This is a genomic window from Leifsonia aquatica H1aii (assembly GCF_000633535.1).
GTDB classification, from domain to species: domain Bacteria; phylum Actinomycetota; class Actinomycetes; order Actinomycetales; family Microbacteriaceae; genus Leifsonia; species Leifsonia aquatica_A.
The window spans coordinates 56,913-75,079 of the sequence record NZ_AYMR01000009.1; the positions used below are offsets into that span (position 1 = coordinate 56,913).

Consider the following 18,167-nt stretch of genomic DNA (forward strand, 5'->3'; position numbering starts at 1 on the left):
AGCCCGTGACCGCATCCGGTGGCCGATCGCTCGCCGTCGTCGAGGCGACCCGCTTCCGCGGGCACGACCCCGCCTACCATGCCTACGTGCAGCTCCTCGTCGGTGCGGTCATCGCCGAAGCCCGCGCACAGGGCTGGTCCGTCAGCCGGCTCGCCGCCGACGCGGGCGAGGAAGCGCTGCTCGAGCGCACCGACGCCGCCGACGCGATCGTCGTCGTCGGGGGAGAGGACATCGCCCCGCGCTTCTACGGCGCAGCCGGCGGATACGCAAACGAGAGCCGCCACCTCGAGGTCGCCGACGCTGCCCAGATCGCGCTCGCGCGCCGGGCCATCGAGCGCCGCACACCGCTGCTGGGGATCTGCCGCGGCCTGCAGATCGTGAACGTCGCCCTCGGCGGGACCCTGGTGCAGGATCTCGGCGAGCACACGCCGCACGTCAACCGGGGAGTCCCGATCGCCGAGGTGCTGACCACCCACCCCGTGCTCCTGGAGCCGGGCAGCCGGGTGTCCGAGCTCCTCGGCTCGGCCGTCGTCGACGTGCGCAGCGCCCATCATCAGGCCGTCGACGTGCTCGGTGCGGGCCTCGTCGTCAGCGGCCGGGCGCCGGACGGCCACGTGGAGGCGATCGAGCACACCGACGCGCCCGTGGTCGCCGTGCAGTGGCACCCGGAGGACGTCGCTGCCCCGGCGGGCCAGCTGACCGCGCTCCTCGGCGCCCTGCGCAGCAGTGTCGCCGTCGCCGCCTGACGGGCAGACGACCGCGCGGTCAGGCCGCCGGCCAGCCACCATCGCCGACGAGCGGCACGAATGACACCGCGCCCAGGTTGGTCTCACGCAGTGCGCCGGCCGCATCCCGCTCGAACACGGCGAGATGCTGGGAGCCCCCCGTCGGCCCCACCGGCATGACGATCCGCCCTCCGGGGGCGAGCTGGTCCAGCCAGGCCCGGGGCACCGCGGGACCGGTCGCCGCCGCGACGATCGCGTCATAGGGCGCGGCGTCCGGCCAGCCGAGCGTGCCGTCCCCGGTGACGACCTCGACCCGGTAGCCGAGCGCTTCGAGGGTCGCCGCGGCCGTGACCGCGAGGTCCGGGATGCGCTCGATGCTGATCACCCGGTGGGCCAGCTCTGCTGCGACCGCGGCGGCGTAGCCGGACCCGGTGCCCACGTCGAGCACCCGGTCCTCCGGTCCGATCCGGGCCGCCTCCAGCATCTGGGCGACGATGAACGGCTGCGAGATCGTCTGGCCGTCCTCCAGCGGGAGCGGACGGTCGGCGTAGGCGTACGCCACCGACTCCTCGGGCACGAACTCGTGCCGCGGCACACGGGCCATCGCGTCGAGGACCCGCTGGTCCGCGATCCCGCGGGGGACGAGCTGCTGCTCGACCATCCGGCGGCGCTGGGTGAGATCGTCGCTGTTCGTGTCCCTAGTGAACCACCGCCGCCCGCCGCCCGGCCAGCCCCTGGCGCGCGGTCTCCAGCGCAGCCGGGTCCGCCCCGGCCCCCTCGAGCGCGAGCAGCGCGGCGCCGAGGATCGGAGCAGCCGTGACCAGCTCGATGCTGGCCAGCGGGGCGCGCTCGGCGAGCAGCCGCTCGATGCCGCCGAGCAGTCGGGCGTCGCGGGAGCCGATGACGCCTCCGCCGAGCACGACCGGCACGGACCGCTCCAGCAGGGACAGCCGTCGCAGGGTGGTCGCGGCGAAGGCCACGATCTCCTCCGCCTGACGGTCGACGAGTCCGCCGGCCACCGCGTCGCCGTCGTTCGCGCAGGCGAACACCGCGGGGGCGATGCGGGCGAGGTCGGCGTTGGGCACGCGTCCGAAGTGCAGGGCCTCGATCACCGCCTGGACGTCGCCCAGCCCGAAGACGGCGGGGACGGCGCCGGTCAGCACCGTGGCGGGTCCGCGGCCGTCGACCGCGCGTGCGGCGTGCCACAGGGCCTGCTCGCCCAGGTGCCAGCCGCCGCCCCAGTCGCCGGAGGTCATGCCGAGTGAGGGATACCGGACCACCTCGCCGTCGGCGCGCACGCCGACGCAGTTGATGCCCGTCCCGCAGACGACCGCGACCGCGTCGGGTTCGCTGGTGCCGGCGCGCAGCAGCGCGAACAGATCGTTGTCGACCACGGCGTCCGCCCACGCGTAGCCGGCGATGCCCGCCCGGAACGCGGCCACCTCGGGGGGCAGGTCGAGACCGGAGAGGTAGATCCCGGCGTTCGCGATCGGCCGCGGCCCGGTCTGCTCGAGCAGGCGCTCGATGAGATCGTCGACCAGACGGGCGGAGGCGTCCATCCCGATCAGGTGCGGGCTGGAGGTCCCCGCGCGCGCGGTCGCCGCGATCGTGCCGTCGAGCTCGAGGGCGACCGCGTCGGTCTTGGAGCCGCCGCCGTCGACCGCGATCGCGATCGGGCGGCCGGCGCCGGTCAGCGCGCCCACGCGAGGTGCTCCCGGTTGCCGGCGATGAGGAGGTCGGTGAGCTTCTCGGCCCGGTCGTACTGGCCGACGAGGGGGTGCGCCAGCATCGCCCGCACGACACGGTCGCGGCCGCCGTGCACAGCGGCATCGAGGGCGAGCCGCTCGTATCCGGCGACGTGCGACACCAGCCCGCGGATGTCGTCCGGCAGGGGATCGATCGGCAGGGCCGTCAGACCGGCGGCGTCGACGGTGGCGGGCACCTCGATCACATGATCGTCCGGGAGGAAGGGCAGCGAGCCGTCGTTGCGCAGATTGACCACCTGCACGTCGCCGCGGTCGCTCGTGAGCGATGCGATCAGGTCGACGGCGGCCTCCGAGTAGAACGCGCCGCCGCGCTGCGCCAGCTGCTCCGGCTTGGTGTCGACCGCCGGGTCCGCATAGAGGGCCAGCAGCTCGCGTTCGACGCGCTGCACGGCCTCGGCACGGGTGGGCGCGTCGAGCTGTTCGCGCAGCACCTGGTCGTGCGCGTAGTAGTAGCGCAGGTAGTAGCTGGGCACGTTCCCGAGCAGCGAGATCAGGGAGGCGGGCAGCTCGATCTCCTCCGCCAGCTCGGCCAGGTGGGTGCCGAGGAGCGCCGGAAGGGCGTCGCGGGTCCCTGCGCCGTCCGCGACGGTGACCGAGCGCTCCCAGGTGAGGTGGTTGAGGCCGACATGCCCCAGCTGCACCTGTGTGTGGTCGACGCCCAGGAGGTTCGCGAACCGGCGCTGGAACCCGATCGCGACGTTGCAGAGCCCGACGGCGCGGTGTCCCTCGTTCAGCAGCGCGCGGGTCACGATCCCGACCGGGTTGGTGAAGTCGACGATCCAGGCGTCGGGCTTGGCGTGCTTCCGAACGACGTCGGCCACACTCAGCACGACCGGGACGGTGCGCAGCGCCTTGGCGAATCCGCCCGGTCCCGTGGTCTCCTGGCCGATGCAGCCGCACTCGTGCGGGAAGGTCTCGTCGCCGTGCCGGGCCGCCTGGCCGCCGACGCGCAGCTGCAGCAGCACGGCGTCGGCATCGGCGACGCCCGCGACCAGGTCGGAGGTGGGCACGATCCTCCCGGTGTGCCCGGCGGCGCGGAACATCCGCTCGCTCATCCCGCCCACCAGGCGGAGACGCTCGGGGTCGGTGTCGACCAGCCAGAGCTCTTCGATCGGGAGCACGTCGCGCATCCGCGCGAACCCGTCGATCAATTCGGGGGTGTAGGTGGACCCGCCGCCCACGACTGCCAGTTTCAACGCGTTATCCCTTCACGCCGGTCAGAGTGATGCCCTCCACGAAGACGCGTTGGGCGAAGAAGAAGATGATCACGACGGGGATGGTGACGAGCATGGTCATCGCCATCGTCAGCCCCCAGTCGGTCCCGTGGACACCGCGGAACGAGGCGAGTCCGTACGCGACGGGCCACGAGGCGGGGTTCTCGGAGGTGTAGAGCAGCGGCCCGTAATAGTCGTTCCACGAGTTGAAGAACATGAAGATGGCGGTCGCCGCGATCCCGGGCTTGGCCATCGGCAGCACGACCCGCCACAGCACGCCGAACTCCCCGTTGCCGTCGATGCGGGCCGCGTCGGCGTACTCGCTCGGGATGGTGAGGAAGAACTGGCGCAGCAAGAAGATCGAGAACGCGTCCCCGAGCAGGTTGGGCAGGATGAGCGGCCAGAGCGTGCCGGTGAGGCCGAGTTGCGACCACATCACGTAGATCGGGATGGCCGTCACCTGAGGTGGCAGCAGCATCGCCACGATGATGACGGTGAACAGCGCCCCCGATCCGCGGAACTTGATCTTGGCGAGCGCATAGGCCGCCGGCACGCTGGAGACCAGCATGAACACGGTGGCGAGCACCGCGTAGAGGGCCGAGTTGCCGAACCACTGCGCCAGGGGGACGGTGGTGAACACCTTCGTGTAGTTGTCCCAGGCGAAGGGCTGCGGCCAGAGCGATGCGGTCAGGGTCTGCTGGCTCGACATCAGCGAGGTGAGCAGGACGAACACGACCGGCGCGAGGAACAGCACGGCCAGGACCAGCAGCACGGCGTGCTCGGCGATCCAGCCCAGGATCCGACGCGTGCGCAGCGACCGCGGGGTGGGGATCCGGCGGTTCGGCGCCGCCGGGCGGCCGGAGGAGGGCCTGGTCAGCGGGGGAGTGGAGGAGGTGGCGGTGGTCATTGCGCGCCTTCCGGGGTGAACGCCTTGAATCGGCGCAGGATGAGGATGAGCAGGACGGCCGCCACGACGAACAGCAGCACGGCGAGGGCCGAGGCGTAGCCGAGCTGGTACGTGCCGAAGCCGCGCACGTAGAGCCACTGGGTGTAGGTCAGCAGGGAGCCGTCGGGGTAGCCGAGGTTGTTGCTGATGCCCTCCCCGACGACGGCTTTCCCGGAGGCCACGGAGGAGGCGACCGCCGCCTCCGTGAAGTACTGGATGGCCGCGATCACTCCCGTCACCGCCGCGAACAGCAGCACGGGGGAGATGCTCGGCATCGTGATGAAGCGCACCTTCTGCACCCCGTTGGCGCCGTCGAGGGAGGCCGCCTCGTACTGGTCCTTCGGCACGTCGAGCAGCGCCGCCAGGAAGATGATCATGACGTCGCCCATCACCCAGATGCCGAGCAGCACCAGCGAGGGTTTCGACCAGGCCGGGTCGTTGAACCAGAGCGGTCCCTTGATCCCGAACCAGGCGAGCACCTGGTTGACCGGTCCGGTGCCCGGGTTGAAAAGGAAGACGAAGGAGACCACGCTCGCGACCGGTGGCACCAGCGCGGGCAGGTAGAACACCGTGCGCCAGAAACCGGAGGCCCGCTTCGCCCGGGCGAGGAGGCCCGCGATCAGCAGGGCGAACACGGTCTTCACCGGCACCCAGATCACCACGAACCACAGTGTGTTCAGGGTGGCCTTCCACACGTTCGGGTCCTGGGTGAACAGGTACTCGTAGTTGCGCAGCCCGATCCACTGCGGCGCCGACACGAGGTCGTAGCGGGTGAACGAGTAGTAGACGGACGCGATCAGCGGGTACACGAAGAAGATCGCGAGGCCCAGCAGCGCCGGCGCCAGCAGGGCGAGCGTGACCAGGTTGCGGCGCCGGCGCGAGCGGGAGGACCGCACGGGGCGGGCGGTGGCCCGCCCCGTGCGTTCGATGGCGGACGTCATCTCACGGACCGGTGGTCAGCGCGAGCGCGTCGTTGATCTGCTTGTCGACGTCCTTCAGCCCCGCCTGGAGGTCGCCGCCCTGGCTCTGGTACTTGTTCCAGAAGTCCTGGAACGAGTTCTGGTAGCCGGCGCCGAGCGGGCTGGCCGGTGTGGTCTGCACGTTCTTGTCCGACGAGATGTCGAGGAAGGTCTTGAACTGCTCGGACACCTCGAGCTTCGGCGAGGCGAGCGCGTCCTTCGTCGTCGGCACGTTCTTCAGGCCGTTGGCCAGCTTGACGACCGCGTCCGTGTCGGTGGTGAGGTACTTCAGCAGCGCCCAGGCCAGTTCCGGCTGCTTCGAGCCCTTCGAGATGCCGATGATGTTGCCGGTGATGTAGCCGCCACCGTAGAGGTCGGTGTGGTCGTCCGCGGTCGGGAACGGCGCCGTGCCGTAGTCGAGGTCCTTCGCCTGGTCGGCGATGAACGCCGTGCGGTACTCGCCGTCCAGGTTCATGGCGACCTGGCCGGTCTGGAACGCGTTGTCGGCCGAGAACTCCTGGCCGAGGCCGGAGGTGAAGGCGTTCAGCTTGTCCCAGCCGATCTTCTGGACGTAGGCCCGCTGCCACTGGATCAGCTCGCTCCAGCCCGGGCTGGACGAGATCGCGCTCGTGCCGTCGTCCTTCAGCCACTTCGCGCCGGCCGCGGGGCCGTAGTGGGCGGCCGAGTTCTCGTACCAGCCCATGGTCGGGTTGAAGCCGAGTGTCTTGATCGAGCCGTCGGCGTTGAAGGTGGTGAGCTTGTCCGCCATGGCCTCCAGCTCGGAGAGGGTCTTCGGCGGTTCGGTGTAGCCGGCGGCCTGCAGCAGGGCCTTGTTGAAGTACAGGCCGTAGACGTCGGCGAGCATCGGCATCGCGCAGCGCGTGCCCTTGAACTCGGTGTACGACTTCACGGTGTCGGAGAACTGGCTCATGTCGACGCCGTCGCGCTCGATGACCTTGTTGAGGCTGCGGAACGCGCCGTTGGAGCAGAAGTTGCCGACGATGTCGGTGGAGTAGGAGAGGCCGACGTCGACCTTGCTCCCGGTGGCGATGGCCTTCTGCAGCTTCTCGTCGTCCTGGCCCGAGTGGACCTCGACTTTGACCTTGGGGTTCTTCTTCTCGAAGTCATCGACGACCGACTGGATGACGTCGGCCTCCCGGTCGGAGAAGAAGTGCCAGAACGAGACGGTCCCGGAGAGCTCCTTCGGGGTGGTGTCGGCGAACGAGGTGCCGCTGGAGCCGCCGGAGCAGCCGGCGAGCGTGAGCGCTGCGGCCGCGGCGATGCCGACGGCGGCGACGAGGTGACGGTGTTTCACGGGTGGTTTCCTCACTGATTCCGGTCGTGATGCAGGTGGACGGTGCGTGGTGGGTGGAGCCTGGTGCCTGGTGCGGGAGGAGCGGTGCCCTAGACGGTGATCCGGGACACTTCGGCGAAGAGCGCGCCGCGCACCTCGCCGAGGAGGTGCTCCCGCGCCCCGCGGAGCACGGGATGGGCGGGGACACCGGTGGCCACGATGGTGGGACAGCCCCACTGCTCGCGCAGCAGAGCGGCGACGCGCTCGGCGAGGAGCGCGCCTCCCGAGCGGCCGGTCGGGCCGCCGAGCACGATGAGCTCGGGGTCGAGGAGGGCCAGCACCGGCACGACGCCGACGGCGACGCGCGGGGCGAGCGCGGTGATCAGGTCGTCGAGCGCGGCGGATCCGGTCGATCCGGTGCCGGAGACGCTGTCGGCATCCGTCGCCTCCTCGGCCTCGCCGAAGCCGGCTACGCCGTGCGCGGCCGCGAGGCGGGCGACGGTCGGACCGCCGACCAGGTCCTGGAGGTCGTGGGCGTCGGGGTCGAGGGCTGCGGCTTCGCGGGGGATCGGGAGGTAGCCGATCTCGCCCGCGCCGCCGGAGGCACCGCGGTGCACCGCGCCGCCCTGGTCGACGGCGAGGCCGAGGCCGTCGCCCATCCAGAGCAGGGCGAACCCACCGGCGTCGCGACCGGCTCCGTCGGCCCGCTCGGCGATCGCGGCGAGGTTGGCGTCGTTGTCGATGTGGACGCTGACGCCGAGCGCGTCCTCCAGCCGGCGGCGGATGCCCTGCTTGGGCCAGCCAGGGAGGGTCTCGATGTAGGTCAGTTCGTCCGTGCGCGGGTCGAGGGCGCCCTGAACGCCGATGCAGACGGCGCGGACGCGGTCGGCGTCGACTCCCGCGGCCTCGCAGGCCGCGGCGATCGCCGCGCGCACGTCGTCCTCCGGTGTCCGGGCCGCAAGCGGGGTGACGGCGATCGGATGCTCGGCGCCGGCGGCGTCCACCACCGTGGACCGCAGGGCGACGGCGTCGATGTCGATGGCGACGCCGAGCATCCGGTCGGTGCGCACCGCGTAGCTGGCGGCATTCGGGCCGCGACCGCCGGAGACCTCGCCGACGACGTGGATCAGACCCGCCGTCTCGAGACGGGAGACCATCTGCGCGGCCGTGGGCTTCGACAGCCCCGAGAGCTCTCCGATGCGGCTGCGGGTGAGGACGCCGTGCTCGAGCAGCAAGGAGAGCGCGGTGCGGTCGTTCGTCTCGCGCAGCCATGCTGGCGTGCCGCGAACCGGTCTGTCGGCCATCCTCATCCCTCCGTCGGAACGATCTTCTGACGGGAATGTATCAGGAAAGTTTCTTAATAGTAAAGCTCGTGTTTCGCCCCAACCCGAAGCGCACCCGGGCGCATTCGGCACGAATGTGGAGTACGGGCCCGCCATTCCCCGCATTCGGCACGAATCCGGGCGGCGCTCCGGGGGGCGGGGAGTGAACCCGGGGAGGAAGGATCTCGTGCTTGTGGTGGAAGGGAAACACCATGAGAACGAGAATCGCCGCACTCACCGCCGCTGCAGCGGTGGCACTGATCGCCCTGGCCGGATGCTCGGCCGGTACCGGGACCTCCCCGTCGAGTCCGGGAGGCGGCTCCGCGTCGACCTCCACCTCGACCTCGGGCTCGACTTCCGCCTCGACCTCGGGCGCGGCCTCCTCGGCCGCGCTGAAGACGGGCGACACCTCCCTCGGCACCGTCGTCGTCGACGGCGCGGGTCTGACCGTCTACGTGTTCGACAAGGACACGCAGAACTCCGGGCAGAGCGCGTGCTCGGGAGCGTGCGCCGCGCAGTGGCCCGCCGTCGAGACCGACTCCGCGAAGCCGGACGTCACCGGCGTCACCGGGACCGTCGGCACCATCACCGGGGTCGACGGCAACAAGCAGGTCACCCTCGACGGCCGGCCGCTCTACACGTTCGCGGGCGACTCGTCGGCCGGCGACGTGACCGGGCAGGGCGTCGGCGGCATCTGGTGGGCCGTCATGCCCGACGGAGCGAAGATCGCCGCCGCCGCGACCTCCACCTCGGGAGGTGCGGGCTCCGGCTACTCGAAGTAGGCGACGGAGCGGGTCACCCGAACGCGCGCGCGTGGTCGACCAACCGGTCGAACGCGGCGTCCAGATCCGGGTCGACCCGCTGCCGGGAGGCGTCGGCGAGGAACCACTCGACGATCTCGCCGGCGCCGCGGGCGAACGGCACCCGCTGCTGGAAGCCGGGCACGAGGGCGCGCACCTTGCTGTTGTCGAACTGCATCGAGTGCGCCTTGTCGCCGAGCAGTCCGGGGCCGAGGTCCGGGACCACCGCGGCGATGGAGTCGCTGGCGACGTGCACGAGCTCCGCCTCGACGCCCAGCGCCTCGGCCAGGTCGCAGTAGATCCTGTCCCAGGTGGGGGCCTCGTCGCCGGTGATGTGGAACGTGTCGCCGACCGCCTCTGGCCGGCCCAGGAGGCCGGTGAAGGCGACCGCGAAGTCCGTGTTGTGCGTGATCGTCCAGCGGCTGGTGCCGTCGCCGTGCACGACGACCGGCGCGCCCCGGCGCATCCGCTCGAGGTCGGTCCAATGGCCCATCGTGGGGATCATCGTGCGGTCGTAGGTGTGCGACGGGCGCACGATGGTGATCGGGAAGCCGCGCTCGCGATACGCCTCGACCAGCAGGTCCTCGCAGGCGATCTTGTCGCGGGAGTACTGCCAGAACGGGTTGCGCAACGGGGTCGACTCGGTGACCGGGAGGCGGGACGGCGGCGTCTGGTAGGCCGAGGCCGAGCTGATGAAGACGAACTGGCCGACGCGTCCCTCGAACAGCTCGAAATCGGTGCGGATGTGCTCGGGGGTGAACGACAGGAACTCCGCGGCGACGTCGAAGCTGCGCTCGCCGAGCACGGCGTGCACGCTCTGCGGGTCCCGGACGTCGGCGTGGAGCACCTCGACGCCCTCGGGCAGCGCACGAGCGCCCTGGGAGCCCCGATTGACCACCGTGACCTGGTGTCCGGCCTCCAGCGCCTCGGCGACGCAGGCGGAGCTGATGACCCCCGTGCCGCCGATGAAGAGCGTCCGTGTCGCTGCCATGACTGTCTCCTGCTTCCTCGCCGACCGCTGGATTCCCCCGGGACCTCAGCGTAGCGCGGGCCGGGCGTACACTCCACGGCACCCCGTCCCCACCCGAAGGAGCCCCGTCCGTCGTGTCCGCCCTCCGAACCTGGCCCGGTCTCGCGGTCGCCTGCGTGGCGGCCGTCGTGCTCGCGATCGTCCTCACCGCCATCGTCGGCACCGTCCTGCGGGCCGTCGCCCGCCGGCGCAGCTGGCCAGAACTGCTGATCAGGAACGCGCGCGTGCCGTTCCGGCTGTTCCTGCTCGTGGTCGTCCTCTGGATCGCCGTCACGGTCGCCCTGCCGGCGGAGCTCCCTGCGGGCTGGCGGCAGGGCATCCACCACACGATGCTGATCCTCGCCATCGTCACCGGCGTCTGGTTCGCCGCGGCGCTCGTCGTCTTCGTGGAGGATCTGGGCCTCGCCCGCTACCGCCTCGACGTGCCCGACAACCGCTACGCACGCAAGGTGCGCACGCAGGTGCTGATCCTGCGCCGTCTCACCGTCGTGGCGGCGGTCGTCATCGGGGTCGGGGCGGTGCTGCTGACCTTCCCGGCACTGCAGGCCGCCGGGGCCAGCATCCTGGCCTCCGCCGGCGTGATCGGCATCATCGCCGGCGTCGCGGCGCAGTCCAGTCTCGCCAACCTGTTCGCGGGCATCCAGCTGGCCTTCAGCGACGCCATCCGGCTCGACGACGTCGTGGTGGTCGAGCAGCAGTGGGGCACCATCGAGGAGATCACCCTCACCTCCGTCGTCGTGCACGTGTGGGACGATCGCCGGCTCGTGCTGCCGTCGACCTACTTCACCACCAAGCCGTTCGAGAACTGGACCCGTCAGCACAGCGAACTGCTCGGCTCCGTCGAGTTCGACCTCGACTGGCGGGTCTCACCCGGCGGGATGCGGTCCGAGCTCAATCGCGTGCTCGCGGGGACCGAGCTGTGGGACGGTCGCACCGGCGTGCTCCAGGTGACGGACGCGGTCGCGGGCTGGGTGCGGGTGCGTGTGCTGGTCACGGCGAAGGACGCCCCGACGCTGTTCGACCTGCGCTGCCTGGTGCGAGAGCGGCTGGTCGACTGGATGCAGCGGTACGCACCCGCGTCGCTGCCGCGCTCCCGGGTGGAGCTGGTGCAGCCTCCCGAGCCCACGGCGCCGACGGCCCGCGCCCGCGCGCAGTCGCAGGACGAGGCCCGGCTCTTCGGGGGCTCTCCCGAGAAGGAGCAGCGCGGCGCGCAGTTCACCGAGGCGATCCCGGTGATTCCGTCGGACGCGGAGGGCGACGGAGCGGAGCAGGCCCGGCCGTGAGCGCGCGTGGGGGACGACGACGCCCACGGCCGGCGTCGCTCAGCCGAGGGATTCGGCTGCGGCGACGATCATCCCGGTGACGACGTCCGGCGCCGACAGCATGGCGACGTGACCGGTAGGGGCCTCCACGATCGTGGAGCCGGCCCGTTCGGCCATGCGGCGCTGGGACGCGGGAGGGATGATGCGGTCTTCGGTGCCGACGAGCGCCCAGCTCGGCAGCCGGCGCCAGGCGGGGGCCCCGGCGCGCTCCCGGTTGGCGGCCAGGGCGATCGGTCGCTGCGTGGCGAACACGAGTTCGCGCTCGGACGCGGAGAGGTCCTGGGCGAACCACTCGTGCACGGTCGCGGCCTTCAGATACGCATCGGCGTCTCCCGCGGGCGCCCCGGGGTACCCGATCACGTCGAGGATCGTCGTCGGGTCGGGGACGTCGAGCGCCGAGCCCGAGCCGCTCAGCAGCCCGGCGGTGGACTCGCCCTCATCGGGGATGAAGGCGTCGACGTAGACGAGAGCCCGCACATCCCCGCCGTCGAGGGCCGCGCCGCTGATCACTGACCCGCCGTAGGAATGGCCGGCGAGCACCACCGGTCCGCTGGTGCGCTGGGCCAGGGCGGCCGAGACCGCGGCGGCATCGCTCGCGACGCCGCGCAGGAGGTTGGGGAAGGCGAGCACGGCGAGGTCGCGCTCGCGGAGGGCGGTGATGACGGGACTCCAGCTGGAGGCGTCCGCCCACGCTCCGTGGACGAGGACGATGGTGGGCCGAGGGGTCACGTTCTGTTTCCTTCCAAGCGGTGCGGAGCGCGCGATCGAGCCGGAGGGATGCGGATCGGCCGCAGTCCGGATCAGCCACAGGCCTCGGTCCGGATCAGCCACAGGCTAGGGGAGCGGGTCGCGGAAGGCCACCCCTCGCCCGGGCCGCAGGCCATCCGCCGCTCACAGCAAAGACTCAGCATCGACGGGACCAACCCGGGCCGCCGCGCTGTTCTCCTCAGTGCGGGCCGCAGCAGGCGGCAGCCGCACCGAGGAGGAATCGTGACACAGGAGAACGTGACACCGCGCTACACCAAGGACCCGGACGCGATCGGGCGCCTCACCAAGCGGCAGTACGCCGTGACCCAGGAGGCGGCCACCGAGCCGGCCTTCCGCAACGAGTTCTGGAACAATCACGAGGACGGCATCTACGTCGATATCGTCTCGGGCGAGCCGCTGTTCTCGTCCACCGACAAGTACGACAGCGGATCGGGCTGGCCGAGCTTCACCCGGCCGATCGACGCCGCCGAGATCGTGGAGAACACCGACCGCACCTACGGCATGGTGCGCACGGAGGTGCGCTCCGGGCAGGCCGACAGCCACCTGGGGCACCTGTTCGACGACGGACCCGCCGCCGACGGCGGGCTCCGGTACTGCATCAACTCCGCCGCACTCCGCTTCGTCCCGCTCGCCGAGCTGGAGGAGCAGGGATACGGCGCCTACCGACGGCTGTTCGAGAAGTAAGGAGAGGGAACCGATGACGACAGAGAAGGCGATCCTGGCCGGAGGCTGCTTCTGGGGCATGGAGGATCTGATCCGCAAGCGCCCCGGCGTCACCAGCACACGCGTCGGCTACACCGGCGGAGACGTGCCGAACGCCACGTACCGCAACCACGGCACCCACGCCGAGGCGATCGAGATCGAGTACGACCCCGAGACGACGTCCTATCGCGAGCTGCTGGAGTTCTTCTTCCAGATCCACGACCCGTCGACGAAGAACCGTCAGGGCAACGATGTCGGCACCAGCTACCGCTCGGCGATCTACTACACCGACGACGCGCAGCGCCGCATCGCGGAGGACACCATCGCGGACGTCGACGCGTCCGGCCTCTGGCCGGGGAAGGTCGTCACCGAGGTGGAGGCCGCCGGCCCGTTCTGGGAGGCGGAGCCGGAGCACCAGGACTACCTGGAGCGCATCCCGTGGGGCTACACCTGCCACTTCGCACGCCCGGGCTGGGTGCTCCCGAAGCGCGAGACCCTCGCGAGCTGACGCGTCCTCCACACCCCCGCCGCCGATAAGGCGAAATGTACGCCTGTGACCGGGCACAGCGTGCACTTTCTGCCCGCTCGGCGGCGGGGCGTCAGGCGCGCTCGAGCAGGACGGCGACCTCGAGGTGGCCGGTCTGCGGGAACATGTCCAGGACGCGCCCGGTGCGGACGCGGTAGGACGGCATGCGTGCCAGGTCCGTGGCGAGGCTCTTCGGGTTGCAGCTGGAGTACACGACGTGCGGGACGCCCGAGCCTTCCAGCCACTCGGCCAGGTCGGTGCCGATCCCGCGCCGCGGCGGGTTGACGATCACGAGTTCCGGGGCCGTCTTCGCCCGGAGCGCGAACGCGGTCGCATCCTCCGCGCGGAACGCGAGCTGGGGGAGGCCGGCGGCGGCGGCGGTCGAGCGGGCGCTCTTCACCGCCTCCCGGCTGGTCTCCACTCCGACCACCCGCCGCCCCGGTGCCGCGCAGTGCAGGGCGAACCCGCCGACGCCGCAGTACAGGTCCCAGACGCTCGCCGGCGACACCTCGTCGACCCAGCCGCTCACCTGGCCGTACAGTTCGGCCGCGACCGCCGTGTTGGTCTGGAAGAAGCTCTGCGGCCGCAACCGCAGCCCGACCCCGCCGACGCGCATCACCAGCGAGGCGTCCGGGGTGAGCACGATCTCCCGATCGCCCTCGACGACCGCCTTGTGCTCGGACTGGATGTTGGCGGACACCACCCGGGTGTTCGGCAGCTCGGCGAGCAGCGAGCCCAGTTCGCGGCGGATGCGTGCGACCGCCGCCTCGTCCCGCAGGACGAACCGGATCATCAGCTCGTCGTCGGGGGAGAGCGTGACGAGCACGAACTTCAGCTCCCCGCGCCGATCGGGGACGCTGTAGGGCACCAGCCGCGCGCGCGTGACGAACCGCGCGAGCACCGGGAGGGCGGCGCGCACGCCGGGGGCGCAGATCCCACACTCCTGCAGGTCCACCCCGCGGCCGCGCTCGTCCAGGATGCCGATCGTCGGCTGCTCGAGTGTGCCGCCGACCACCATCTTCGCCTTGTTGCGGTAGCCGGACTCGGCGCTCGCGACCGGCGGGAGCCACGCGGCGTCTCCGTACGGCGCCAGCAGAGCGCGCGCCGAGCGGTCCTTCTCCGCCAGCTGCTCGGCGTACGGCACACCCATCAGCGTGCACGACCGGCACACGCCGGCATCGAAGTACGAACAGTCCATGACCGGTCAATGGTACGCGGTCCGGACGACGACGAAGGCCCCTCTCCCGCGGGAGAGGGGCCTTCGTGCGTTCCGGTGCCCCCAGTAGGATTTGAACCTACGGCCTTCTGCTCCGGAGGCAGACGCTCTATCCCCTGAGCTATGGGGGCCAGGAGTGCCCGTCCAGGCTAGCATCCTTTGAACGACGCGCTGCGCACGCGGCGGAGGCCGCCGGATCAGCTGGCGGGCAGGTTCCCCAGCACGCTCTCCATCAGCGGTGCGGCGTCTCCCGGCTCGAAGAACGCGGTGGACTCGGCGACGATCCAGTAGCCGCCGCGGAAGATCTGCACCTGGCCGACGTCGCCGGTCTTGAAGTAGCCCTCGACGGGCGGGGCGCCGTAGGTCGGCACCGGCTGCGCATCGGTGATCGCGGCGTTCTTGAGGGCATCGAGCTGGCTCGCCGGCGGCTGGGCGACTGCGATCTGGATGACGTCGCCACTCGTCTGGTTGAGCCACGCGCAGGAGACGCCCTTCCAGTCGGCGACCTTCTTCTCCAGGCTGCCGTCCTTCGGCGCGTAGCCGGGGTTCGTGCCGAAGTTCGGGTTGAACGCGTACAGCTGATCGGGCGTGACCAGCTGGTCGCACGCGATGGTCACCGGCGTGGGTGGCTCGGTCGGAGTCGGAGTCGGTGTTGTCGAGGGCGTCGACGAGGAGCCGCCGCCGCTCGCCGAGGAGGACGGCGAGGCGGAGGGCGACGCCGTGGGGGCGCAGCCGGCGAGCGTCAGAGCGCCGGCCAGGGCGACCACGACGGTCGTGGTGCGGAGGGCGGATCGGGTGGAGAGAGACATGGTGGCGATCGGTCTTCCGTGTCGGCGGGTGCGTCGCATCGACCTTATCAAGGGGTAGTCTCGACGTTCCGCCGCGTCACCGCCCCCGACGAATTCGTGAGGCAATCGTTGCCTGCGCGCTCCCGGTAGAATCGATCCTCATGACTCCCGCTGACCTCTCCGCCGCCCTGCTCGACATCGTGACCGCGGTCGTCGACCGGCGCCGAGCGGATGGCGCGGACCTCGGCGATCTGACCGTCACGCTCGACGACGTGCCGCTGGAGCGGCCGAAGAACCGGGAGCACGGCGACTGGGCGTCGAACGTCGCGATGCGACTGGCCAAGAAGGTCGGCGCCAACCCGCGCGAGCTCGCGACCGAGATCGCCGAGGCGGCCGCGGGCATCGACGGCGTCGCGTCCGCCGAGGTCGCCGGTCCCGGCTTCATCAACTTCCGGCTCGACGCCGCCGCCGCCGGCCAGCTCGCCCGGACGATCCTGGAGGCCGGCGAGAGCTACGGCCGCACCGACGTCTACCACGGGCTGAAGGTGAACCTCGAGTTCGTCTCCGCCAACCCGACCGGCCCGATCCACATGGGCGGCGCCCGCTGGGCCGCCGTGGGCGACAGCCTCGCCCGCATCCTGCAGGCCGCCGGCGCCGACGTGACGCGCGAGTACTACTTCAATGACCACGGCTCCCAGATCGACCGGTTCGCGCGCAGCCTCCTGGCCGCCTACCTGGGCGAGCCGACGCCGGAGGACGGCTACGGCGGCGCCTACATCGGCGAGATCGCGGCCTCCGTCGCCGCGTCGTACGACGGCGACCTCGCCGCCCTACCGCGGGAGGAGCAGCAGGAGGTCTTCCGCTCCCGGGGCACCGCGCAGATGTTCCAGGAGATCAAGGACCGCCTGCACGCGTTCGGGGTCGACTTCGACGTGTTCTTCCACGAGGACTCGCTGCACGAGTCGGGTGCGGTCGAGCGCGCCATCCAGCGCCTCCGCGACCAGGGCCACATCTTCGAGGCCGACGGCGCCGTGTGGCTGCGCACGACGACGTTCGGCGACGACCGCGACCGTGTCATCATCCGCTCCAACGGGGAGCCCGCCTACATCTCGGGCGACCTCGGCTACTACCTGAACAAGCGGGAGCGCGGGTTCGAGCAGAACATCATCATGCTCGGCGCCGACCACCACGGCTACATCGGCCGGCTGATGGCGATGACCGAGGCCTTCGGCGACGTGCCGAACGTCAACCACCAGATCCTCATCGGCCAGATGGTGAACCTCCTCAAGGACGGCGAGCCGATGAAGATGTCCAAGCGCGCCGGCACGATCGTCACGCTCGACGACCTGGTCGACGCCGTCGGGGTGGATGCCGCCCGGTACTCGCTGGTCCGCTCCTCCACCGACTCGCAGCTCGACATCGACCTCGACCTGCTGAGCAAGCGCAGCAACGAGAACCCGGTCTACTACGTCCAGTACGCCCACGCGCGCACGCGCTCCGTCGCGGCCAACGCCGAGAAGGCCGGGGTCGACCGCAGCGTGTTCACGCCGGAACTGCTCACCCACGAGACCGAGAGCGCCCTGCTCGGCGCTCTGCAGGAGTTCCCGCGGGTGGTCGCCCAGGCGGCCGAGCTGCGCGAGCCGCACCGCGTCGCCCGCTACATCGAGGAGGTCGCCGGTCTCTACCACGCCTGGTACGCGGTCCGCGACGGCTCCACCCGCGTGATCCCGTTCGGCGACGAGCCGGTCACCGACGCGCACCGTACCCGCCTGTGGCTCAACGACGCCACCGGTCAGGTCATCCGCAACGGCCTCGGGCTGGTGGGGGTGTCCGCTCCCGAGCGGATGTGAGCGGATGAGCGAGCAGCCCACCGAGATCGTCCCCGAGCCCGCCACGGCGGCCGCTCCGGCGACCGCGCGTGCGCGCCGCCCGCGCTGGGCGCGGGTGCTGCTGTGGACGCTGATCCCGCTCGCGATCCTGATCGTGCTCCTGGTCGTCGCCGACGTCGCCGCGCGCGCGTACGCCGAGCAGCGGGTGTCGTCGGAGATCGAGAAGAACCTGCCGGCGGAGGTGAAGGGCGACGTCCAGGTGCACATCGGGGGCGTCTCGGTGCTGCAGCAGTACCTGGCGGGCTCGTTCCAGCGCGTCGAGCTCGACGCGCCGAAGCTGACCGTGAAGGGTGCGCCGCTCAGCGCGTCCATCGTGGCGACCGGGGTCCCGGCCGACTTCAGCAAGCCGATCGCGGCGGCGACGGGCACCCTCAGCATCTCGCAGTCCTCGTTGAACACCCTGGTGACCATTCCGGGCGCGACCGGCGACATCACCCTCGGCGACGGCGTCATCGGATACCAGGGGAGCATCGACCTCCTGGGGCTCCCGGTCGGCTACTCGGTCACGGCCACGCCGACGGCGCACGGCGACACCGTCCAGCTCCAGCCGGACAAGGCCTCCCTCGACACCGGCTCCGGCGCCGACGTCAACCTGACCCGCCTGCTGCAGGCGCTCACCGACAAGGGGCCCTTCCCGGTCTGCACCGCGCAGTACCTCCCGGACGGCGTCCAGGTCTCCGACATCGCCGTGACGCCGGGCCACGCCACCGTCACGCTCACCGCGAGCGATTTCGTCCTGGACGCCACGTTCCTGCAGAGCAAGGGGCACTGCTCGTAACACTGTCGGGAGGCGGCCGAGCGCATCGGTAGACTTCTGATACTTCTCCACCGGCTTCAGGGGCCAATCCGGGTCCGCTCGCCTGAGAGACCCCCCCACTCGTCGCTCCCGTGAGGTTGTCC

Annotated in this window: 18 protein-coding genes and 1 tRNA gene; 7 read left to right on the forward strand and 12 right to left on the reverse strand. The window is 71.1% G+C overall.

Translation table 11 applies throughout. The annotated features are described in order from the left end of the window. The first annotated feature begins 5 nt into the window (after positions 1-5). A complete protein-coding gene (locus U870_RS0108625) occupies positions 6-746 on the forward strand; it encodes a gamma-glutamyl-gamma-aminobutyrate hydrolase family protein (protein ID WP_025156999.1) in 741 nt (246 codons plus the stop codon). Positions 747-765: 19 nt separating this feature from the next. Here the strand turns inward: U870_RS0108625 and U870_RS0108630 are convergent, their stop codons facing one another. The 7 genes from U870_RS0108630 to U870_RS0108660 form a co-directional block, all read right to left on the reverse strand. Further along, positions 766-1,386, reverse strand: a complete 621-nt coding sequence (locus U870_RS0108630) for a protein-L-isoaspartate(D-aspartate) O-methyltransferase (RefSeq protein WP_025157000.1) — start codon at positions 1,384-1,386, stop codon at positions 766-768. 37 nt (positions 1,387-1,423) lie between these two features. Continuing rightward, complete coding sequence (locus tag U870_RS0108635) at positions 1,424-2,428, reverse strand: N-acetylglucosamine kinase (RefSeq protein WP_025157001.1); 1,005 nt, start codon at positions 2,426-2,428, stop codon at positions 1,424-1,426. Further along, positions 2,416-3,687: a 6-phospho-beta-glucosidase gene (locus U870_RS0108640; RefSeq protein ID WP_025157002.1), complete on the reverse strand. Its 1,272-nt coding sequence runs from the start codon at positions 3,685-3,687 to the stop codon at positions 2,416-2,418. The genes U870_RS0108635 and U870_RS0108640 overlap by 13 nt, the downstream gene beginning before the upstream one ends. Before the next feature lie 4 nt (positions 3,688-3,691). Beyond that, positions 3,692-4,612 carry a carbohydrate ABC transporter permease gene (locus U870_RS0108645; protein ID WP_025157003.1) on the reverse strand — a complete coding sequence of 307 codons (921 nt, stop codon included), beginning with the start codon at positions 4,610-4,612 and terminating at the stop codon, positions 3,692-3,694. Next, positions 4,609-5,592, reverse strand: a complete 984-nt coding sequence (locus U870_RS0108650) for a carbohydrate ABC transporter permease (RefSeq protein ID WP_025157004.1) — start codon at positions 5,590-5,592, stop codon at positions 4,609-4,611. Before U870_RS0108650 ends, U870_RS0108645 begins: the two co-directional genes overlap by 4 nt. Position 5,593: 1 nt before the next feature. Then, a complete protein-coding gene (locus U870_RS0108655) occupies positions 5,594-6,925 on the reverse strand; it encodes an ABC transporter substrate-binding protein (protein WP_025157005.1) in 1,332 nt (443 codons plus the stop codon). Between the two features lie 89 nt (positions 6,926-7,014). Beyond that, on the reverse strand, positions 7,015-8,208 hold the full coding sequence (locus tag U870_RS0108660; RefSeq protein ID WP_025157006.1) for an ROK family transcriptional regulator: 1,194 nt from the start codon (positions 8,206-8,208) through the stop codon (positions 7,015-7,017). Between the two features lie 230 nt (positions 8,209-8,438). Between U870_RS0108660 and U870_RS0108665 the strand changes: the two genes are divergently transcribed. Beyond that, positions 8,439-9,008, forward strand: coding sequence for a COG4315 family predicted lipoprotein (locus U870_RS0108665; protein WP_025157007.1), 570 nt, complete (start codon positions 8,439-8,441; stop codon positions 9,006-9,008). Positions 9,009-9,021: 13 nt separating this feature from the next. Here the strand turns inward: U870_RS0108665 and U870_RS0108670 are convergent, their stop codons facing one another. Beyond that, entirely contained in the window at positions 9,022-10,017 is a 996-nt protein-coding gene (locus tag U870_RS0108670; protein WP_025157008.1) for an SDR family oxidoreductase, read from the reverse strand. Between the two features lie 113 nt (positions 10,018-10,130). Here U870_RS0108670 and U870_RS0108675 point away from each other — a divergent pair, with 113 nt between their 5' ends. Then, entirely contained in the window at positions 10,131-11,339 is a 1,209-nt protein-coding gene (locus U870_RS0108675) for a mechanosensitive ion channel family protein (protein ID WP_025157009.1), read from the forward strand. A 39-nt stretch (positions 11,340-11,378) separates the two neighbouring features. Here the strand turns inward: U870_RS0108675 and U870_RS0108680 are convergent, their stop codons facing one another. Then, positions 11,379-12,107 (reverse strand): alpha/beta fold hydrolase, encoded by a 729-nt coding sequence (locus U870_RS0108680; RefSeq protein ID WP_025157010.1) that lies wholly within the window; start codon positions 12,105-12,107, stop codon positions 11,379-11,381. Positions 12,108-12,383: 276 nt separating this feature from the next. On the opposite strand from U870_RS0108680, the gene msrB reads away from it, so the two are divergent. Both msrB and msrA read left to right on the forward strand, forming a co-directional pair. Continuing rightward, on the forward strand, positions 12,384-12,830 hold the full coding sequence (gene msrB, locus U870_RS0108685; RefSeq protein ID WP_025157011.1) for a peptide-methionine (R)-S-oxide reductase MsrB: 447 nt from the start codon (positions 12,384-12,386) through the stop codon (positions 12,828-12,830). Between the two features lie 13 nt (positions 12,831-12,843). After that, a complete protein-coding gene (gene msrA / locus U870_RS0108690; RefSeq protein WP_025157012.1) occupies positions 12,844-13,356 on the forward strand; it encodes a peptide-methionine (S)-S-oxide reductase MsrA in 513 nt (170 codons plus the stop codon). Between the two features lie 91 nt (positions 13,357-13,447). On the opposite strand, the gene rlmC is transcribed toward msrA, so the two are convergent. From rlmC to U870_RS0108705, 3 genes are all read right to left on the reverse strand, one after another. Next, complete coding sequence (gene rlmC, locus U870_RS0108695; protein WP_025157013.1) at positions 13,448-14,572, reverse strand: 23S rRNA (uracil(747)-C(5))-methyltransferase RlmC; 1,125 nt, start codon at positions 14,570-14,572, stop codon at positions 13,448-13,450. Positions 14,573-14,648: 76 nt separating this feature from the next. Then, positions 14,649-14,721 (reverse strand) — tRNA-Arg (locus U870_RS0108700). A gap of 66 nt (positions 14,722-14,787) precedes the next feature. Beyond that, a complete protein-coding gene (locus tag U870_RS0108705) occupies positions 14,788-15,399 on the reverse strand; it encodes a hypothetical protein (RefSeq protein ID WP_025157014.1) in 612 nt (203 codons plus the stop codon). A 140-nt stretch (positions 15,400-15,539) separates the two neighbouring features. Here U870_RS0108705 and argS point away from each other — a divergent pair, with 140 nt between their 5' ends. After that, the gene (gene argS / locus U870_RS0108710) at positions 15,540-17,228 is read left to right on the forward strand and encodes an arginine--tRNA ligase (RefSeq protein ID WP_025157015.1); all 1,689 of its coding nucleotides are present in this window, start codon (positions 15,540-15,542) and stop codon (positions 17,226-17,228) included. Between the two features lie 4 nt (positions 17,229-17,232). After that, positions 17,233-18,045 (forward strand): LmeA family phospholipid-binding protein, encoded by an 813-nt coding sequence (locus U870_RS0108715; RefSeq protein WP_025157016.1) that lies wholly within the window; start codon positions 17,233-17,235, stop codon positions 18,043-18,045. Positions 18,046-18,167 lie beyond the last annotated feature (122 nt).

Coding starts and splice junctions, on each gene's coding strand:
- U870_RS0108650 (WP_025157004.1), bottom strand. CDS start 5,592: ATGACGTCCGCCATCGAACGCACGGGGCGGGCCACCGCCCGCCCCGTG.
- U870_RS0108670 (WP_025157008.1), bottom strand. CDS start 10,017: ATGGCAGCGACACGGACGCTCTTCATCGGCGGCACGGGGGTCATCAGC.
- msrA (WP_025157012.1), top strand. CDS start 12,844: ATGACGACAGAGAAGGCGATCCTGGCCGGAGGCTGCTTCTGGGGCATG.
- U870_RS0108715 (WP_025157016.1), top strand. CDS start 17,233: ATGAGCGAGCAGCCCACCGAGATCGTCCCCGAGCCCGCCACGGCGGCC.
- U870_RS0108705 (WP_025157014.1), bottom strand. CDS start 15,399: ATGTCTCTCTCCACCCGATCCGCCCTCCGCACCACGACCGTCGTGGTC.
- U870_RS0108660 (WP_025157006.1), bottom strand. CDS start 8,208: ATGGCCGACAGACCGGTTCGCGGCACGCCAGCATGGCTGCGCGAGACG.
- U870_RS0108645 (WP_025157003.1), bottom strand. CDS start 4,612: ATGACCACCGCCACCTCCTCCACTCCCCCGCTGACCAGGCCCTCCTCC.
- U870_RS0108630 (WP_025157000.1), bottom strand. CDS start 1,386: ATGGTCGAGCAGCAGCTCGTCCCCCGCGGGATCGCGGACCAGCGGGTC.
- rlmC (WP_025157013.1), bottom strand. CDS start 14,572: ATGGACTGTTCGTACTTCGATGCCGGCGTGTGCCGGTCGTGCACGCTG.
- U870_RS0108665 (WP_025157007.1), top strand. CDS start 8,439: ATGAGAACGAGAATCGCCGCACTCACCGCCGCTGCAGCGGTGGCACTG.
- argS (WP_025157015.1), top strand. CDS start 15,540: ATGACTCCCGCTGACCTCTCCGCCGCCCTGCTCGACATCGTGACCGCG.